Here is an 18,532-nt window from a genome sequence, read left to right as displayed (position 1 = left end):
CTCATTCGATGATAAAGCCGGCGTTGCCCGTCAATCCTGGTGCGCTCGCGCGCGGCGCATCGCGGCCTTGAGGCGGCCGTGCCAGCGTGTTCGTCAAAATGCGGCCTGGATCCGATGGCGGTGCGATCCGGTCGGTGGGCGCGCTTATCCGACCTGGATTTGATCCCGGCCGCACGATGTAAGGTGTGACAACGATAACCAGCTCGGTTTCGCGTTTTTGAAACGATGAAGAGCGAAAAAGCGCGCCCAGGATCGGTACATCGCCGAGCCAGGGAAACTCGCTGATATCAGTGTTGAAGTTGCGCCTGATGAGGCCGCCGATTGCAAAGCTCTGGCCGCTGGCGAGCTCGACCACGGTGCTCGCTCGTCGAGTCGAAAGGGCAGGGACCGCCGTACCGTTGATCTTGACCTCGCCTTCGCTCGACAGTTCGCTGACTTCAGGCTTCACACGGACATTGATCTGGTTGTTGCTGAGCACCGTCGGGACAAATTCCAAGCTCACACCGAACTGCCGAAATTGGACCGAAACCTGCCGGTTATCCTGCATGACCGGGATCGGAAATTCGCCGCCGGCTAGGAAGCTTGCGGCTTCCCCGGACATCGCCGTCAGATTCGGCTCAGCCAGGATTGAGGCGAGGTGCTCACTCGCGAGAGCGTCGAGAACAGCGCTCAGGTTGATATTGCCGGCGCTAAACCCGACCCCGATCGTGCCGCCGCCGGCCGCGCCGGACCCGCCCGGTTTGCCGGTGACAAGGGAAGCGCCATTTGGACCGGAGGCGGTGAAGTTGATATTAAGATCCTTGACGGCGCTGCGGGAGACTTCTGCCACCCGCACGCTGAGATTCACCTGCAGTGAGCCGGCGACCTGGATCTTGTTGACAACCGGTGCGCCCGCGCCAACAAATTGCTCGGTGACCTTCCTCGCCGTCTCAACGACATCGGCATTGGGTGCCGTACCGCTAAGGATCGCGCCCCGCGGGGTATAGCTGACCTGAATCGGATAGTCGCCGACCTCGGCCTTGAGCGCGGCCCGCAGATCCTCGATCGGTTGGGTGACGACAACACGCAGCTCGGCAAGAGCCTCTCCGTTTTCGTTGAGGGCAAACAGGCTCGTCCGCCCGGACTTTTTGCCAAACACGAAAATTGTACTGCTCGAGGGAGCCTGGTAATCGGCAATCGCCGGGTCAGCAACAAAGATGGTCGCCGCCGGCGCGCTCAGATGAACTGTCTTTCCCTGCGACGAGGTAAGGTTGAGCGTGCCCGTGGTGCTGCCAGGTGCCGCACGTGGCATCTCTCTTTTGCCGTCCCGCTTTGTCTCGGCTGAGGCGGCAAGCGGAAACAGCAAAGCAAGCCCGCATAGGAGGTAGCAGAGACGCGGCAGAGTGGCAGAGCGATGCGGGTTGGTGATCGCAGGCGGCTGAAGAGCGCCGGCGGCATGGTTAAGGACCTTCAAGCGATTTGTTGCCTTCAAGTGAGACTGCTAGGCAGCCGATGCTGTGCCAACGAGTTCTAGAGTGTAACCGACGCCGCGCGCGGTCTTGATCCTGAGCGTCGCACCGGCCTGGTTCAAATGCGCGCGTAAGCGATAAATCCCGACTTCCAGCGCATTGGTCGAGACCTCATCGTCAAACGCGTACAAGCTATCCTCCAACGATGTGCGCGGCACAGTGCGGCCGGCGCGATTGAGCAGATGTTCGAGAATGCACACCTCACGCCGGGCAATCCTCAGAATCCGACCACCGACCGAGACTTGTCTGGCGATCGGATCGAAATGCAGATTCCCGAATGTCACGACCGGCGCCGTCATTTGCGTTGACCGTCGCAAAATGGCCCGCATGCGAGCGATGAGTTCGTCGATCGACACAGGCTTGGGCAGGAAATCATCCGCTCCGGCATTGAAGGTCGCAATTCTCCGGTTGAGATCATTGAGACTGCTCATCATCATTGCCGGCATTGATCGTCCTTCGCGCCGCAACTGCTTCAACCAGTCCAAACTATCTCCGTCCGGCAAGACGGATTCGAGCAGTAAGATGTGGTAGTTCGCGCAATCCAGCGCGGCTGACGCCTCATCCAGCGTGGGCGTCACGTCGACCGCGAACCCGCAATTCACGAGCGTTGCCTTCACAGCGCGGCCAAAGTCCGCATGATGATCAACCAGGAGAATTCGCATTCATCGCCTCTCGTCCGTCCTCGGCAGGACTTGAGCGTGTTAGGTTTGAGCATGAGAATCGGCGGAACCCAGATCCTGACGGTTTGGCGTGAATTCGAAGATCCGTAAACGATATGCAAGAGCTTGGTGGCAGGCGATCGATGCATGCGCGTCCATCGTCACCGGATAGATGGCGGCTTGCGGCGGGTGGCCTGGGCGGGCGGCGCGACTCAACATATCCGTTACGCTAGCAAGAGCTTTGCGATGCCTTACGGGCTGAAAGTCCTGGCGGCGTGCTGATGCACTCTGTGAGCCGAGCATAGCCGTGCCTGCATGCGCTACGCTAACGCCTGTAGTAGCAATCGCACCAAGCCGCCCGAGCGAAAGGAAGGCCGGTGCGAGAGTAGCTGTATTTGCCGCCGGACAGGCTTGCGAAACCGACATTTGAAACTCCCCAATTCGTCTTGATCCGCGGTCAGTCGTGCTTGGCTGTTGAGCCCGGAGTGCCGTCAAGCCATGACATTGCAAGTTTTCCGCGTTAAAGACACTTCACGCGCTATGTGTCGGCCAATGGGCCGTGAAAGGCCGACAGACGTTCTCTCGCTTGCCGGTGTTAGCCAAGCAAGATGTCAACTTTCCCGAGGCTCGGTCGCTTCCGAGATGCTCTCTGCCCCCAGCCGAGCGGATGCTGCCAATGAGGACAAGTTAGGCAGGGCGTTGCTGTCGCGCATTGTCTGAGGCGGTGACGCCGGCTCCATTTCGTCAGACCTGGTGAACGGCGCAAGAACTGGGCCTTTCGTCGGCATAGACGAAGTAACGATTGCCCGCGTTGTTCTGGCGCGCTGGATCTCGGTCTGGCAGCGAAGAGAGTGCTTCGTCTTGCGCTCGCAGAACAGATACACGATGCAAGCTCTGACGAGCAGCAGTCGAGTGGTGTGACCAACCGGATCGGCTGAGCATTGAAGTTTTGAGACCTTCGCAATTTTGCTACCTGTCAGGAAGAGTTCACGCGAGCGGATTGTGTGTCGCAAGACTGTCGGAAATCCTACAATCTGACGCGAGGTGAGATTCAAGTGCATTTGAATGCTCTTTGTAGCGGTGCCCTCAATTGTGAATCGTTGTGAGGTAACGGCGACACAGTTCGGTCATGTCGTCGAGCTGCGCGCGACGTCCGTCTCGCTCTGTGCAAGGTCGTGAGCATTTGTCCGTCCAACTAAGCGTAGAGCGGAACCGATTTGAAATGCACGAAGAGGCAGGCGTTCTCAGCAAGCCTTGCGTAAGCCATGACGCCAGGATTGCGGCGATCCGATCCGCCTCGTACGTGTCAATTTAGCGGAAAGACCGTGGCGAGGGTCGGACGTCCACTTGATGCAGAGGAAGTAACGTTCAAGATGCAGACTGCCGATCGCTCGAGCCATTGTTCGGCAAGGGATTGAGAAGAGAATCGATTGCCAGACGTCATCTTGAATGCGGCCTCCTCATCTTGCGATCGACTATGAGGCTTTCAGGCGTCCTCTGCAAAATCGATTGTTTTGATGGAACGCATCCAGGTGGCGGATCGGCTGTCCTGTGGCAGCGCGGATTGCTGCGGACCAGTGAATACCCGATGCGATCGCGGCCGAAACACCAAGTGGTGGACCGCGCGGTCAATTTCAGGTCGAGTTAACTAGAGGAGGATGCTGCGCGTTCGGCGGCTTACCTTCACCAAAGCCATCAGCCAGCCGTGAGCTCGGCCGACAAATTCATGTCTTTGGAGCGCACAATGTATCAAGATAATAGAACGACCGGGCACGGGAGAGAGGGTGGTCCGGCGTTCTCCCGACCGTCGGAGGTGCGTCTTGCGCCGGAGCCCTCAGCCGCTGTTACGCTTGATGGCGAGTTGATCGGGCGGTCGGCCGCCCCACTATGCCTTGAGTGTGGTGCGTGACTCGGAGTTGGTGGGCCGCTTCCGGTTCTTCCTTGCGGGTATTATGGTGCTTGAACGCCGACGAACCCGCGAAATGGTGCGGCCGAGACCATCTACTCATTGCCCTCCCGCTTGAAGGGATTTGCTTCGCTACCGGTTTGGTAGCTTTCCAAGTTTCCGCCCAGAAAGAGGCGCTCGGTTTCTCGAGTTGGCGTTCTGCCGAGTGAGCACATCAGATCGACGTCGGCATCGATGTTGTCGTAATCTTCGGCATTCATTCTAAGCGCAATGCTACTCAGCACGTCGTCGGGCGTCCAGACAGTGAGCTTTGGGTACGGTGTAGGTATGGATCGCGTTCGCATTGTTGGCGATCGCTCTCGCCCAATGATCGCGAGAAGCGGCGAGTTTCGCCGGATCTTCGACCAATGACACGAAGGGTGATGTTGTTGTCTTGCCCCGCATATGCCAGCCAGCTTAGCGCGCCCGGTCAATAGGATACCGCTCCGGATGATCTCCAACGGAAGAATGATCCCGAGCCGTGTTGCGAACATGCAATATGGCGCTCGTGTTGTCTTCCGTATGCGGCTTGCAATCACTATCCTGATTCTGAAAACGCCGCAGTGTGACATAAGACGACCTCACCACGTCGTCGAATACGTGGTCTTGGTCAACGGCAGGTGCGCTCGCCGGTGACCAGCGCGCCGCTTGCTGCCCGGCAAGGTCGATCTTGTTCCTGAGCGCTTCAAGATTGGCCCCAGTCAGTGTTGCGGCAAGCTGAGCGCGGGCACTGACAAAAGATGGCGCTGGATAGCTACTGGTTTCCGAGGCCGCCTCGCTTGGCGCGGACGAAGAAGTGGCAGCGACAGAATTTGTCGCTGAGCGGACCGAAGTCGACGTTGTATAGACCGAATCTAAGTCGTCTAGATGCAAGTCATTCAGCTGCTGCTCGAAGCTTGCTTGATCCTCTGAAGTGTGTGCTGGTGCGCTGGTCTGACCGCCAAGCTCATCCTGTTGCCGCCCGAAGCGGCCCGGCGGCTCTAACACGTTGTGAGCCTCGAAGGGAGTGTCTGCTGCGTTTGAATCAACATTCATCTCTCTCCCTCTCTCTCCCTTGTGCCGGATGCCGGTGTAGAGTGTTGCGTGTGCAGCTTTCGAGAAGCTGACAGACCAGGAAGGGCCCATTTAGCTTCTGCTTTTTTGAGGGAGTCGAATGGAGTCAGTCAGCGAGGCGAATAATCAGCTGGACGGAAGCCGCGCAAAGCATCGAATCAAATCGGTGCTGCCTTGTGCCTTCCGACATTGGTGCTCGATTAGGCCGAGATCGGGTGCCCTGACTGAGTTTGTTCGGACCGGCGCGTCAGACTCGTTCTATCACTTCATCGCGGACGCGTCCGAGGAAGACAGCGCTTGCACAGCAAGATGGACAAGCTGGTGCTTGAGGCGAGGGAAGGGTTCTTTCGTAGATCGTCTGCTTATGCAGAAGTGAGAATTGCATTCTGTCGCTCTAGAAGCCTGGGATGGACCAGCGCAACCCGGTTCCGTTTGCTGTTTCCAAGCGAACGACTGCATCAAGTCGTTCTCGTCGACGCGTGGGAAGTTAAGCGACTTCCGCAAACCTGACCTACGAGGTTGTGATGTCGGATTAGCCATCACAACGACTTGCGCCGCGTTGCGATAGGCTGCTTTTGTACGAGCGCGAGCGCGCTTGTTGTCTGGAATCAGCCAAACGCCTCTGGAGCATGACGTCTTGGAAGCCGCGATCGGCGGCACTCATCGAGGGAGAAGAGCATATGAAGGTTACTGGCCGAGGACTAACGATCCTGTTGTCCTTGCTTTCGGCCGCGAGCGTGAGCGTGCCGGCGAGAGCCGACGAGCCTTCGCCGAAATATACCGAGGTGCTCAGTGCCCTCCAGGCGGGGAAGAACGTGAAGCTCATACTGGACATGAGCCGCTGTACCTCCGCGGAGGGCGGCAAGCCAGCGTCGGCGACGCAGGCCGGTCTGGTCATCAATGCCTTCCGGGTGACCGGCCAGAACGGCATCAGCTTTGCCAATGCTCATCAAACGGTCGACAGCTCCGGACATGCCGTGACCGAGTACATCCGCCATAGCCTTAGCCGCGAAGGCAAGCTGACGGTGCGAGCCTCGAAACTTGTCGTCGGGACCACCGAACTCGTGAACCAAGGGGAATTCATCTGCGAAATACCGGATGGCGCAAAGTTCGTCTGGTAACAAAGAACGCAGGGCGTGGGCGGCGCTTCGAAGACTTGATCCTTTAATGATATCGACACCTGCGCAGGGCATCGATCGTCAGTACGGTCAGAGTGTTTCTGGCCGTGCTTTCGTCGGGGAAGGATCAAGTTGCCTGAACTTGCTGCTCAGGTAGCTCATGAGGGCCGCCGATTTCCATTCGATCTCAGGCGTTGGAAGATCGACGGCTCAGGCAATCGTCGTATGGGTTGGAGCCAGGCCTCTCGGTTGAACGCTCCAGATGATCTCGCTACGTCCGCACGCTGTCCGCGGTCCTTGTGAGAACATCATCTGATCCGGCCGCGGGCCCGCGTTGATGACGCTCAGTTCCCCACGCTGCCGCCGGATCGGAGTGTTATAGCGCGAAGGCTGCTTTCGACCGCCCCGAGCATCGGAAAAAGCAAATCACTCTTTCCGAGCCTGTGCCATTAGACTCTTCCTCCCGACTTTCTGTATGGATTCGGTGCGCTAGCCACCCGATAGTCATCCAGATTCCCGCCCAGAAACAGTACCTCACGTTCCTCAGTGGGGGTATCACTCACCCATGCGAGATCGGGTTCATCATTCTCAGTCCCGTCCTCGAGAATACTGACAATCTCTTCGGCCGTCCAAGTTGCGACCCTCGGCACAGTGTAGGTGTGCAACTCATTCGCGGTTTCCGCGATGACTTTGGCGCCAAACTGGTTGTCATCGTCCGGCGAAAGGAGAAGTTGTGAGGCCTCCTCGGACAGTGCACAAAGGGCGAAGAACTGGTATCACCCCTCATGTGCTCTGCCGCTGCGCGCCCCAGATCAAGCCGTTGGCCTCCCCAGATATTCCAGGGGGCCTCGTCATAACGCAAAGCCGCCATGGAACGCAAATGGGCCATCGCGCTTTGACGGTCCAACGCATGTGGCTTGCAGTGGCTGGCGTGGTTTTGAAAGCGCTCGAGCTCCAGGTATGACGATGCCACTACGTCGTCGTAAACGCGGCTACTATCGACGCGATAGCCTGACGATCCAATCGCTCTTGACCATTGTGCTGATCTTTGCGCAGCGAGTTCGATTTCTCTTCTTAGTTCCGCAATGTTCGCGCAAGTCAGCGTTGCGGCAAGCTGAGCGCGCGCTCTCACAAAGGGTGCAGCCGCGCACCGTTCATTCTCCGGGATAGCTTGCGCTCTCTTATTGCCATCCGTTACCGTCCGGCTCGATCCGGGCCCTGGTGAAGCTGATGCTGCGAGGATTGGCTGAGACGCTCTAAGCTGATGCTCAAAGTCTGCTTGCGCTGCCTCCTCCTGTTGCGGCTCGAGGTAATGCATCCCAGCCCCGGATGGGTTAACGTTGTCAAATGGGTCCACTCCGTTCTCCCGTTTTTGGCCTTCAATATCATCGTACAAAGTTGATCAGATCAGGATCAGGAACCAAGACGCGCGCAGTGTCTATAAAACGTACCAGGTCGGTCTGGTTCTCGAATCGGTCGTGTGTTGAGGCGTACGGGTGGGACTTACCGGCAATCCCGGTCATTCTTCTCTTCCAGATTTTGAGCCATCGCGGCGGCCTCCTGTCCGGATAGAGATGTTGCTATGCTAGGAGGCTTAGCTGTCAAACAGCTGACCAGACTCATTGCTTGAAGAAAACTCGTGGCCATTGCGACTGTGCCGGCGAGCCTGTTGTTCATTGCAGAGCGGAGTTTGGCGGGATGGACCACCTCGCTGTCCGTTTCACGGCAGCACCGTATGAAAGGTCCTGGAGGAGCAGCCCGGCGGAAGCTTAGGTACCGGTGAGCTTGAGCTGCATGGGAGAAGCCTGCCAGGGCCGGCTTTCATCGGTTCGCAATGAATGTCTTTGAAAGGCTATTCAAGATGCTGCTGTGATCCTCACAGCCGGGTCAGGCGGCGGCCATCGCGCTCTAACCGGGCCGGGGTGGCGTGAAGCTCATTGTAGGGTTCCCGTCGGCGCGCCGGGTGTTAGTCGGAAAACAAGCCCGGGGCGTGCGACTTCGATCGAGGCAGCACGGGCTCCCATAGATGGACCAGCCGGCGTGCGGAGGAGGCCTCGCCGAGCGCGAGCTTTGGCTAACCATGAGGCCGGCGATCCGCACGTGTCGAATTGCACGTCATCGATTGCGTGCAGGTGAAGACTGCGGCTTTTGCCCTCCTGCAAACGAACTTGGAGTGTTTGCTTTCGCGATGCCCTAGCGATCATAATGCGAGTCCTGACGGCGAGACCGTGTTTGTCAGATTCAGAACATTCTGCGTCAACTTCGATATTATGCTGCCTATTTGGCTCAACAATTCCGACTGATGCGGCTGGCACGGTTGTTGCTGCCGATGAGGTAAGGCTAGGTCGAGTGCAGCCCTAGATGCAGGAGCACCTTTCCGCCCGCAAGCCGCGGCTCCATTCCGAAAAGACCTAGAATTTCGCACATTCGGGTGGATGGAGACTGATGTGGAGTTCCCAAGAGCTGACGAATTAAATCGCACTTCCGGGCACTCGGCGCTGTCAAACGACCGTGCGTGATCAGGGTTGGCGGGTTTGGTGGACAATTGCATCGAGTGGCCGTGGGGACGCATGACAAGAATTCGGCTGAAATGGTCAAGCATCGGCCGCGAGAGACACCGACATATAGGAGTCTCGTCGACGCGTCCTGTCACCAATTGGCAGGCGAGTTCGCCACAAAGCGCACAGGCTGCGTCCAGGCCAAGCACAAAGAAGGTCAATAGCAGGCCCCTCGTAATCCTGGCAGTACGGAACTCTCGACATGTCGCAAAGGATCGGCGCTGATAGCGGGTGCACCGTGAACGTAGGTGCAGAGCACTGCTCAGATCCGACAAACAAGCTTTCTTCAGATGGCGAGTTCGTTCGGTACTGGAGCCGAGCTGCCGACCGGCTGCTGGCCGTTGCTGCTGTTGGGAGGCGAACCGAGGAGGCGATCAGAAGGACCGGAATTGGTTTGCAGCTATCCTCCGAGAACTTTAGCGGTCACGACCTGTCAGATTTCCCGTTGCGACGCTGTACCCTCAATCGTGCGCAGCTCTACGGAACAAAGTTGGATCGAGCAGATCTTTCTGGGGCGAACCTTATCTGTCCCGGGCTCGAGCGCGCAAGTTTCCTCGGGGCCAAGCTCGATTTTGCCTATATGCATGCGATAGCAGCGCAAGTCTGCAACTTCGATGACGCCAGTCTGCGCAATGTAATTGATGCAACCGGCAGCCTGTTTCACGGTTGCAGCATGAAAAGAACACGCTTTGACAGCGCGATGCTCAGCGGGCTCCTCCTTTACCAGTGCGACGCGAGTGATGCTGTCTTTGATGGCGCGGAATTGCAGGGGTCAACCATCAATGAATGCTTCCTTCCTTCCGCTTCCTTCCGCCTTGCCAAGCTAAACCAAGTCACCATCACGAAGGCGCATCTGGCGAATTGCTCGTTTTTCCAGTCAAAGGGGGACTGTTTATCGATCGTGCGTTCCACCTCCGTCGATGGTCTTATCTTGGAAGGCGCTCATCTTCCTTATCTGAGACTCTCAAAGGTGAGCGGGCGGATTCGGGCGAGAGCGCTGAGCGCCCCATTCGCTGATCTTCACCTGTCAAATCTTGCCAGGGCTGAGCTGGAGCAGGCGGACTTGACCGAGGCGCGGCTTCTGTCCGTAGGCCTTTCCGACGCGAACCTCGCCGGTGCTGTGTTGAACGGTGCATCTATTCGTTCCTGCCAGCTGGACGGAGCGGACCTATCTCAGGCATCAGGCGAAAGCATTTCGATAACAGAGAGCACAATGCGAGCCGCCAAATTCACCGGTTTTCGTGGCCGCTGCGCCTTTGTGCGCGACTGCGATCTCGAATATGCGGACTTATCCCAGGCATACCTCTACAGGTCGATGATCACCGGTGATCCGCCGCAATCAATGGCATTAAGTCGCGCAAATCTTGAGGGATCAAATCTCGTTCAGGCATATCTCGCCGCGGATATGACCGACAGCAACCTGGAGGCAACGCGGGCCGCATACGTTCGCATGAACCAATCGTCCCTGCGCGATGCGAACCTGAGTGGGATATCGCCGTTCCAGGCCAGCTTCGTAAAGGTCGACTTTTCGGGCGCTAAGATAACCACTTTCGAGCCACCTTTTTTTGTCGACCGTTGTCGGGGACTGCCCGCAGCTCTAGAGGGGGATCAGCCGCGCGAGCCATCAACCTATCTGGCTGAATTCTCATCGTTGATCAAACGTGGGCGAGAAGGGTCAACCTGACTGCTCCGAAAGCCGCAAAATAGAGGTGACTACAGTGCCTGTGAGCTTAGAACAGGTTCGTGCCGTGGTCGACGTTAAAGCTCTTTCGAGCTCGTTGGCACGCGCGGCCCCGCGACACGCCCGGCGGCGCACCTTCGGCGATCCGAGCGCTCAACTCTTGTTGGCGTTCAAAAAAACTGGAGTAAGAAAATGCATCTGGCTGGTCTTTCCGCAGGCAAGGCGTTCATCCGGGAGGTCGCAAGAACAGGTCAGACTATTGGGACGGTGCACACGCTCGGCGCCCTGCATCTTGGGCATGCAGAACTGATCAGAAGAGCGGCATTAGAGAATGATGTCGCGATTGTCACAGTCTACCCGAACAAGATCCAGCTTAGACCAGGTGGGAGATACGATTTCAATTTGGACGATGATATTGGACTTGCTCTACGTTCAGGAGCAACTGCCGTGATTTCCTCGAACGACAACGAAATGTTCCCGACTGGCTATCGAACGTTTGTATCGCAAGGTGACTGTCATTTGCGTCTAGGGGGGCCCGAGGCGTATTTGAAGGAAGCCGTTACTGGGGCAATCCGCTGGATCTGCTATGCGCGGCCAACTCGCAGCTACTTCGGCCTGAAAGATATCGGTCAGGCGATCCTGGTCAAGCGCGCTGCGGCAGACCTCCTTCTCGATTGCGAGATAAGGTTTGTGCCGACCGTTAGATACAAGAACGGAGTTCCCGTTTCGTCGCGCTTGAGGCGATTTAGCCGCTCGGAGCTTGATGAGCTGTCGTGTCTCTCCACGTCACTCAACTATTCAAGAGAAGAGATCGCCCGAGGAGCGACTAGCGTGAAGGATCTGGTAGCGTCGGCTACATCTCGGGTCAAGTTCCGACGGTTTAAACTCGATTTTATTCGAATTGTCGGCGCTGATAACTTCGAAGATTTAGAGCAGATCAAGCTCCCTTTCATAATTTTCGGAGGGGTAATGGCTCATGGCCTCAGGATTTTCGATAATATCTACGTTCCAGATCAGGATACACTCCAAAACGGTGCTCCGGATCTTTGGATCGATCTGCCTGAGCGGCGCTAGCCAGACCGCTATTGATAGCATGATCTTCATAAAAAGGAGTGCGCTATCCAACCAGTGCTGGCAGCTCTCAATGTTCCATTGAGTAGTGAGTCCGATAGTCAATACGATTTTTACTGCCCGACATGGTAGGGCCAGGCCAGCTGACTGTGAGGTAGTCTGGTCGAGAAGCCCGTCGCAGCCAAGCGCCGCGGCAGCTCGAAGCGATGAGGCGCCCCTAGGCCGTACGCTCTCGAGAGCGGAATCTGCAGAGATGATCATGACCAGGCGATTGGAAGATTATAGGGCCGACGATACGTGTGTTATCCCGCTCAGCAATCTGGATGTAAGTGAGAGCAAGCGCTTTCAGGACGACAGCATATGGGCTTGCTTCGAGCGGTTGCGAAGGGAAGATCCCGTTCACTACTGTCAAAACAGCACTCATGGTCCATATTGGTCCGTAACGAAATACCGGGATATAGTAGCGGTAGACACAAACCACCACGCGTTCTCGTCAGAGCAAGGTGTCACTATTGTCGACGTGCCTGGTGAGCACTGGACCCAGAGTTTCATCAAGATGGGGCCTCCCAAGCACGCCGAGCAGCGCAATACCGTGAGCCCGATCGTCGGACCGGAAAGCCTGACGAAACTCGAAACCCTGATCCGCTCTCGTGTTAGGTCAATTCTCGATGGCCTGCCTCGTAATGAAGACTTTAATTGGGTGAACAAGGTCTCCATAGAGTTGACGACGCAAACGCTCGCCACCCTGTTCGACTTCCCATTCGAGGATCGGCGACTCCTGACCTATTGGTCAGACGTAGCTGTTACCGCTCCTAAAGCAGGCCATGCGATCGACAGCTGGGACAAGCGAACCACCATCTTGTCCGAGTGCCTGGACTATTTCACGGGGCTTTGGAACGAGCGCATCAATGCCGAGCCGCGCCTCGACCTGATCTCCTTGATGGCGCATTCGCCCGCCACACGTCATATGGAGCCAAGTGAGTTTCTCGGCAACCTAATTTTGCTAATCGTTGGAGGCAACGATACCACGCGCAACTCGATTACCGGCGGCCTCCTGTTCATAAACCAGTACCCCTCCGAACTGCGAAAGCTGACTGACAATCCCAAGCTGGTCTCGAGCGCTGTGTCCGAGATCATTCGATACCAGACGCCGATCGCACATATGCGCCGCACTGCCGCGGTCGACAGTGTCGTAGGGGGGAAGCAGATCAGGAAAGGCGACAAGGTCGTCATGTGGTACATCTCCGGCAATAGAGACGAAGAGATCATTGAGAACGCCAACAGTTTCGTGATCGACCGCAAGAATGTGCGGCAGCACCTCTCGTTCGGATTCGGAATCCATCGCTGTCTTGGTCGACACCTTGCGGAACTGCAGTTGAGAGTCCTCTGGGAAGAGATTTTGCAGGCGGGATTGGAGATCCAGGTTGTCGGCGAACCAGAGCGAATTGCATCTAACTTCGTGCACGGCTATTCCGCTCTGCCCGTGCGGATTGAAGCCTAAACCCTGATCGTGCCAGTCTCGGCGCTGGCGCGCGGCGGGTGGATTGAACTATCTCGGCTTCTGCAAGCTGCGCAGATGGCTCGATCGACGCCAAACAAATGCTGCACGTCGGCGGCTACTCATCAACCGGGCAGACGTTTGAAGTGCCTGTGACAAGCGATACGTCAGGCGAGCGTCTCGACCTGCAAACGCCTGAGATGCCGAAAAGGGCTCCGATGCCGCATCACCGCATGGTGGGACGCGTGTTGCGAGCGCTCTCTGCCGATCAACATATGCTGGCCATTTCTGCTTGGCCAAAAAAATCGCCGTTAAGGAGGCGGGCGCTCGCCTGGCTGCTCTCTAGCGTTTGGGATGACTTGGCCCAGTTCGCGTGCACAGAGCCACGGCATTGGGCCGGACTATCTCGCGGGCAGGCACGTCGGGCCCCGGTCTCGTCTTAGCGGATCACACCGGGGCAGTGATGCGGTCAGCAACACGGGAGCTGCGATGGAGCTGGAACACAAGGCCACATCTTCTTTCTTGCGCATGCGGATGAATGCTCTTGGTCAGCTAGTCGTCAGCGAGGCGGTCTATCCAGACGGGCTGCACTTTCGATTATTCGGAGATGATGTATGGCAGGCGTTGGCCGAGCTGATCGATCACAGGTTGAGCCCGCCGAGGTCGACAGGACTGGGGAATTGGGCCGTTCGAGCCCGGAACCTGGTCTCTTCCCTCGGGAACGTGGTCAATCCTTCGATGCTATCCTGGAGCGGATGCGCTCTGCGGCGCTTGCGAGCCCGCCACCCACTTCGGATGTAGCGGCGCCAACGCGGCACGACTTCGAGGCAGCAGAGCGAAAATTGAGCAGCCTGGTTGGGGAGCTTGAAGCTTGCCGTCGAGCGGCCACGCACGCCCGAAACTTGCCTGAGAGGCAAGATCTGATGGATCAGGTCATCAAAGCAGGCTCAACAGTTCTGGAATACTACGCGAATCTGCCTCCCGATCTGGCGCGCGGCATTCTGCCAGACGATCAGGCTCGCCGGCTCCGCGATGACACTCTGAGGGAGGCTGACGAATGTAATAAAGTGGCGACCTGGATTATCTACGAGCTGGAGGAGAGCAGAAAGAAAGCACAAGACGTGCTCGACGGGCTCAAAGGCGTCGCTTCGCCCGCCCAGCTGAGACGCTTGTTTGCAAGTGTTGCGAACCGCTATGTAGCCTGCATGGAGTGGTGGGGAAAGAAGGCGTTGCGCTTCGAGCGGACGCAGTCTGTCTGTGCCGCTACCGCCCACTTGCCAAGCAGCACGCCCGACATGCGCAACGCCGAAGATGCCGCACTGAGGCATCATACCGGCTGGGCGCTTAATATGAAGTGCATGCATCTGCAATCGCGGATCGCGCTCGCGGAGCTCTTGGTCAAATCGCAAGCGAGCACGTTGGAACCAGACGTGCGCGACGCCCTCATCGATGAGAGCGGGGGGGTGCGACTGCTTCGGACCTTCGTCAAAGATGTTTTCCCTGCATTCAATTCGACGTCCGGAGCCGTTCTGAACGGCAATGGAGCGGCGCTCGACGCGGAGCACCGCGCCGTCCTGGAAGGCGTCATGGAACGGCTTTCGGAATTTGCATCCCAACTGGGCGCCATGCTTGGAAACCTGAGGGAGGCCGGTGCGGAAGCTGACCTTCCGTTGCAGTTGCTGGACGAGATCGTGGAAGCTGCCTGGGTGACCGCGAACGAAGTCATGCGGCTGCTGGCATTGCAGCCAAAGACGGAAGCCACGATTGAACCGCCGGCCTGGGCTGCGATGCCAGAGAATACTATCCCGGTCGGCGAAGGCACTCCGGCGCGCAGAAAGGGCAAAGCAAAGCACGCAGCAGCCGCAGGGGAGGGGAGTTCGACGGCCAGCCCACCCGCGCCGCAACTCGCTAGGCCCGATGCAGCCGGGGCCCCAAGGGGCAAGGTCATTGTGCTCTCGGATCTCGGCACAAAGAGACTCGCCACGGCGGAGGAGGCACGCGCGTCATCCTCTGCGTTCGATCACCTCCAGATGTGGCGGGCTCCGCCCTCCAGGAAAGCACTGCCGGGCTTACTTGAACGATTGGACGAGCTGCTGCAGTTCGATCTGCCTGCTCAGCAAAGCGCCGCCTCGCAAGCCCGGCACATGAAGCCCGAGGACGCCGAACACGTCTTGGATGTCGTCATCAACCACTTGCAGACGCAGTCCTCCGAGATTGAGGCCTGTATTGCCGCGCTGGAGGAGCCTCGCCGACGCGGCCTGCTCACGGCTGCGCAATTGCCCGAAGTGCACGAAAAAATAGTCCGGCTCAAAAGGATGTTGTCCGAGGTTCAGGGACAGGCAAACTCATTGAACGCGCGAACGGCAGCAATCGCGAGCGATTGCATGAAGACCTATGCGTTTCCATCGCAAAAATACCTAGAACAGTTGCGGGACGCGGGGGAACTGGCGTCAGTGGATCCACCGCGCGCCTTGAAGGGAGAGCCAGGGACGCTGTTCGAAATCAAGCTGCAGCCCAAGGCGCTGCGCAATGGTGCGATGCCAAGGGCGATGTGGGTGCACATCCATACCAAGCACCCGGTACATGCCTGGCAACTGGCAACGCTCGGCAATCGCGAATTCGCAGCTTGCCATGTGAAGTCCGACGAACAGCGCGGCTACAATCAACACTGGCAGAGCGCTCGAGCCGCCGAGGGGCACGACAACGTCGTGATCCACCGGGGCAAGCTCACTCCTGCGTTCTGTAAGTCCTTGTTGAGCACCACCGCTGGCCAGCCCTGGCAACTCGTCTCGGATCCGGAGCATGTGTCGGCGCAGATGGCTCGCCTGGGAATCCAGTGAGCTGCTCGTCTTGCGGCGGTGAGCCGTTCGGTGAAAGCGTTGATGCATCCAGATCGGCTCGGCGGACTGCTTGATCAGCGCCTAGCCCCTTCGGGCGCCATCTTACAAAAGGATGGAGGAAGAGAATACCCGGGAGCGTTATCAGCCGGCGATTCCAAGGATTGTCGGTCGTCGCCAGGCAAGTAGCCGTTCCGGGGTCTGGTGAATATCGGCGCTAGGCCGGAGGAGGCCCCCGAGTGTTACAGGCGCAAAACATGTACCTGATGCGGGCGGCGATCCGGCCGGACGCCAGTGCTTTCGCCTGTCTGCCCGCGGCGAACTGGCGCGCAAGCCTCTCCGGAGCTTCAATGGACCGCGGAGGGTCGGGATGCTCGGGAGCTGAGCATCCTCACCGCTTTGACGAATCGAATCGGGCGGTGCACAACAACACTGCCTGTTTGCTACTCTTGCATAGGGCTACGACAGCCCCAGCATCGCGCCTCCATGGCCCCCGAACGATGCTGGGGCTTGTCTTTCTTGGTTGAGCGTCTCAAGCCGAGTGAGCTCAAAGCTGCTTCACTTCAACTGACAATGGCGCCGAGCGCCGCCGGGATAATTTCAGTACACGGACTATGGTCAGTCATTTCCCTTCTTTTTCAGTGGCCTACGAGCTTAGCAACGTTGGCATCGGCGGAAGAGCAGGCTCCGTCGCCCGATCAGCTTTGGGGACTTGAGTGATGGCACGAGCTCACGACCGCAATCCGTATGACGGATCTGACCGATCTCTTACAGCTCGATGCCGTGCGCCCTAAGCACCCGGTGCATCACCTCGCTCTTGATCTCGCGGGCGATCTCGTTGACGATTTGAGGTCCGAGCATCCGCTCGGCGTCGGCATCGCCCGCAAGTCCAGCTTCGGCGAGCCGTTGGTTCAGCCGAATTTGAAACTCCTCGCCCATCGCATCGATGAGCCGATCGTCCATTGCTGCGTGCTCTTCGGGGGCAATGCGCCTCAGCACCGTTTCCCAAGGTTGCCAGCGCGTCGCTAGATAGTCTGCAAAACCTACCGTTTCCTGCTGCCGCACCGTTGCCATCGCCCTCTCAACGTCGCCGCGGGTGACGCCAGAGACGGTCAAAAAGCGCATGTCGGGGGCGACGTGTCGCAGCTCCAGTGGATCGCGCAATTGGGTCTGGTAGGCGAGATGGACTTCGGTCTCGTCGACCGGTCTGGAGTGATGACGAAGGACATTGACCGTCTGGCGCGCTATTCCGTCCAGCGCCTCCAAGCGGAACATGACGCGGGCATGCTGGAGCAACTCGGCGAGCCGATCGTCGTACAGGCCGTCCTCGATGTCGGCGTTCAGACGTGCGGTCTGCATCCCGTTCCAGGCCAAAGTGATCCGATCCTGACAGCTCGCGCATGCATCGGAGGCCAACTGGAAAAACAACTCGCGCAGTCGAGGCCTCGCCGATGCCTGCCGCAGATCCTCGACCACGGCCTGCCGGAATTCGCTATTGCCGTAGTTCACGGTGCTGGCTGGAAGATCGGGCAGGCTGGTAAGCTGGTTGCTTGGCGCGACAAGATCCCGGAGCGTTGACGGAAGCGCGGGCAGACTGGCCAGTTGATTGTCACCGGCGTCCAGGTCCTGAAGCCCGGCTGGAAGGTCAGGCTGGTCAGCTGGTTGCTTTCAGCATGGAGCTCCTCAACCGTTGCTGGAAGAGCGGGCAGACTGGTCAATTGATTATTCTCGACCACTAGGCTCCGCAGCCCGGTTGGAAGGTCAGGCAAGCTGGTCAGGTGGTTGCTTCCAGCGTAGAGCTCTGATTATTCTCGACAACCAGGCTCCGCAGCCCGGCTGGAAGCGCAGGCAAGCTGGTCAGGTGGTTGCTGTAAGCGCTGAGTTCCCGAAGGGTTGCCGGAAGGGCGGGCAGACTTGTCAGTGAATTTTCGCCGATGATCAGGGACCGGAGCCGGGATGGCAGGTCGGCCGGCAGGCTGGTCAGCAGATTGCGCGCTGCATTGAGCACGCGGAGCCCGTCAGGAAGTACGGGCAAGCTCGCCAATTGATTGTCTCTCGCGTCAAAGACCTGAAGCTCGGGCGGGAGGGCGGCGGGCAATGAGGAGAGATTTAGCGCCGCACTACCATTCTCCGGCAAAGCGCTCGTTTGAGTAATGGCGGTTTGGCGGTTCTCGTCTTCGTCCTGCCCCTCATCAGCCGTCCGCGCATCCACAATGTGGTCCTGCGGCCCTGCCGCATTGGAAGCGGACGGCCGCGCGTCCGTCAAAGCCTCGTCCCAATGCGCCGCAACGGGAGTGCCGGGTTCTGAGGCCTCGGATTGGGACGCTTCGGAGCCGGAAACTGAGAAAAAGCCGTCGCCGTCAAGCTGCGTCCGATCTGTATTCATTGTTCACGCCTGCCATGGCAAAATGAAGCAAATGCGCTGGAGCGCCGCTTTCACAAAGCCGGTCTTTCATTGTGACGATATCCATCAAGAAGAAGCGGGCAATCATGGAGCGCGGCCCAACCCTTGGAGGGCCGAATATGCTGGCCGACCGGCGCACCAAAGACGGCGAGATGCCCGCACGAATCTAATTCTCGAAAGGCTCGCCATCTTGAGGGGGA

Annotated in this window: 11 protein-coding genes; 5 read left to right on the top strand and 6 right to left on the bottom strand. The window is 58.2% G+C overall.

Going from position 1 to position 18,532, the window contains the following annotated elements:
- Position 1 precedes the first annotated feature (1 nt).
- From ACM42_RS02720 to ACM42_RS02705, 4 genes are all read right to left on the bottom strand, one after another.
- Entirely contained in the window at positions 2 to 1,453 is a 1,452-nt protein-coding gene (locus tag ACM42_RS02720; protein WP_164937419.1) for a type II and III secretion system protein family protein, read from the bottom strand.
- A 27-nt stretch (positions 1,454 to 1,480) separates the two neighbouring features.
- On the bottom strand, positions 1,481 to 2,170 hold the full coding sequence (locus tag ACM42_RS02715; protein ID WP_128948653.1) for a winged helix-turn-helix domain-containing protein: 690 nt from the start codon (positions 2,168 to 2,170) through the stop codon (positions 1,481 to 1,483).
- A gap of 1,998 nt (positions 2,171 to 4,168) precedes the next feature.
- A complete protein-coding gene (locus ACM42_RS02710; protein ID WP_245471959.1) occupies positions 4,169 to 4,333 on the bottom strand; it encodes a hypothetical protein in 165 nt (54 codons plus the stop codon).
- A gap of 196 nt (positions 4,334 to 4,529) precedes the next feature.
- Entirely contained in the window at positions 4,530 to 5,147 is a 618-nt protein-coding gene (locus ACM42_RS02705; RefSeq protein ID WP_245471960.1) for a hypothetical protein, read from the bottom strand.
- 698 nt (positions 5,148 to 5,845) lie between these two features.
- On the opposite strand from ACM42_RS02705, the gene ACM42_RS02700 reads away from it, so the two are divergent.
- From ACM42_RS02700 to ACM42_RS02680, 5 genes are all read left to right on the top strand, one after another.
- Positions 5,846 to 6,286 (top strand): VirK family protein, encoded by a 441-nt coding sequence (locus ACM42_RS02700; protein ID WP_128948656.1) that lies wholly within the window; start codon positions 5,846 to 5,848, stop codon positions 6,284 to 6,286.
- A gap of 2,757 nt (positions 6,287 to 9,043) precedes the next feature.
- Positions 9,044 to 10,525: a pentapeptide repeat-containing protein gene (locus tag ACM42_RS02695; protein WP_128948657.1), complete on the top strand. Its 1,482-nt coding sequence runs from the start codon at positions 9,044 to 9,046 to the stop codon at positions 10,523 to 10,525.
- 189 nt (positions 10,526 to 10,714) lie between these two features.
- Entirely contained in the window at positions 10,715 to 11,596 is an 882-nt protein-coding gene (locus ACM42_RS02690) for a pantoate--beta-alanine ligase (RefSeq protein WP_128948658.1), read from the top strand.
- Positions 11,597 to 11,852: 256 nt separating this feature from the next.
- Positions 11,853 to 13,094, top strand: a complete 1,242-nt coding sequence (locus tag ACM42_RS02685; protein WP_128948659.1) for a cytochrome P450 — start codon at positions 11,853 to 11,855, stop codon at positions 13,092 to 13,094.
- A 611-nt stretch (positions 13,095 to 13,705) separates the two neighbouring features.
- Positions 13,706 to 15,931, top strand: a complete 2,226-nt coding sequence (locus ACM42_RS02680) for a hypothetical protein (RefSeq protein WP_128948660.1) — start codon at positions 13,706 to 13,708, stop codon at positions 15,929 to 15,931.
- A gap of 765 nt (positions 15,932 to 16,696) precedes the next feature.
- Here ACM42_RS02680 and ACM42_RS02675 read toward each other — a convergent pair.
- Entirely contained in the window at positions 16,697 to 17,437 is a 741-nt protein-coding gene (locus ACM42_RS02675; protein ID WP_245471961.1) for an NEL-type E3 ubiquitin ligase domain-containing protein, read from the bottom strand.
- A 265-nt stretch (positions 17,438 to 17,702) separates the two neighbouring features.
- Positions 17,703 to 18,314 carry a hypothetical protein gene (locus tag ACM42_RS02670; RefSeq protein ID WP_128948661.1) on the bottom strand — a complete coding sequence of 204 codons (612 nt, stop codon included), beginning with the start codon at positions 18,312 to 18,314 and terminating at the stop codon, positions 17,703 to 17,705.
- Positions 18,315 to 18,532 lie beyond the last annotated feature (218 nt).

The organism is Bradyrhizobium sp. CCBAU 25338, from assembly GCF_028128965.1.
In the GTDB taxonomy this organism is placed as follows: domain Bacteria; phylum Pseudomonadota; class Alphaproteobacteria; order Rhizobiales; family Xanthobacteraceae; genus Bradyrhizobium; species Bradyrhizobium liaoningense.
This window is presented reverse-complemented; position numbering and strand designations above follow the sequence as displayed.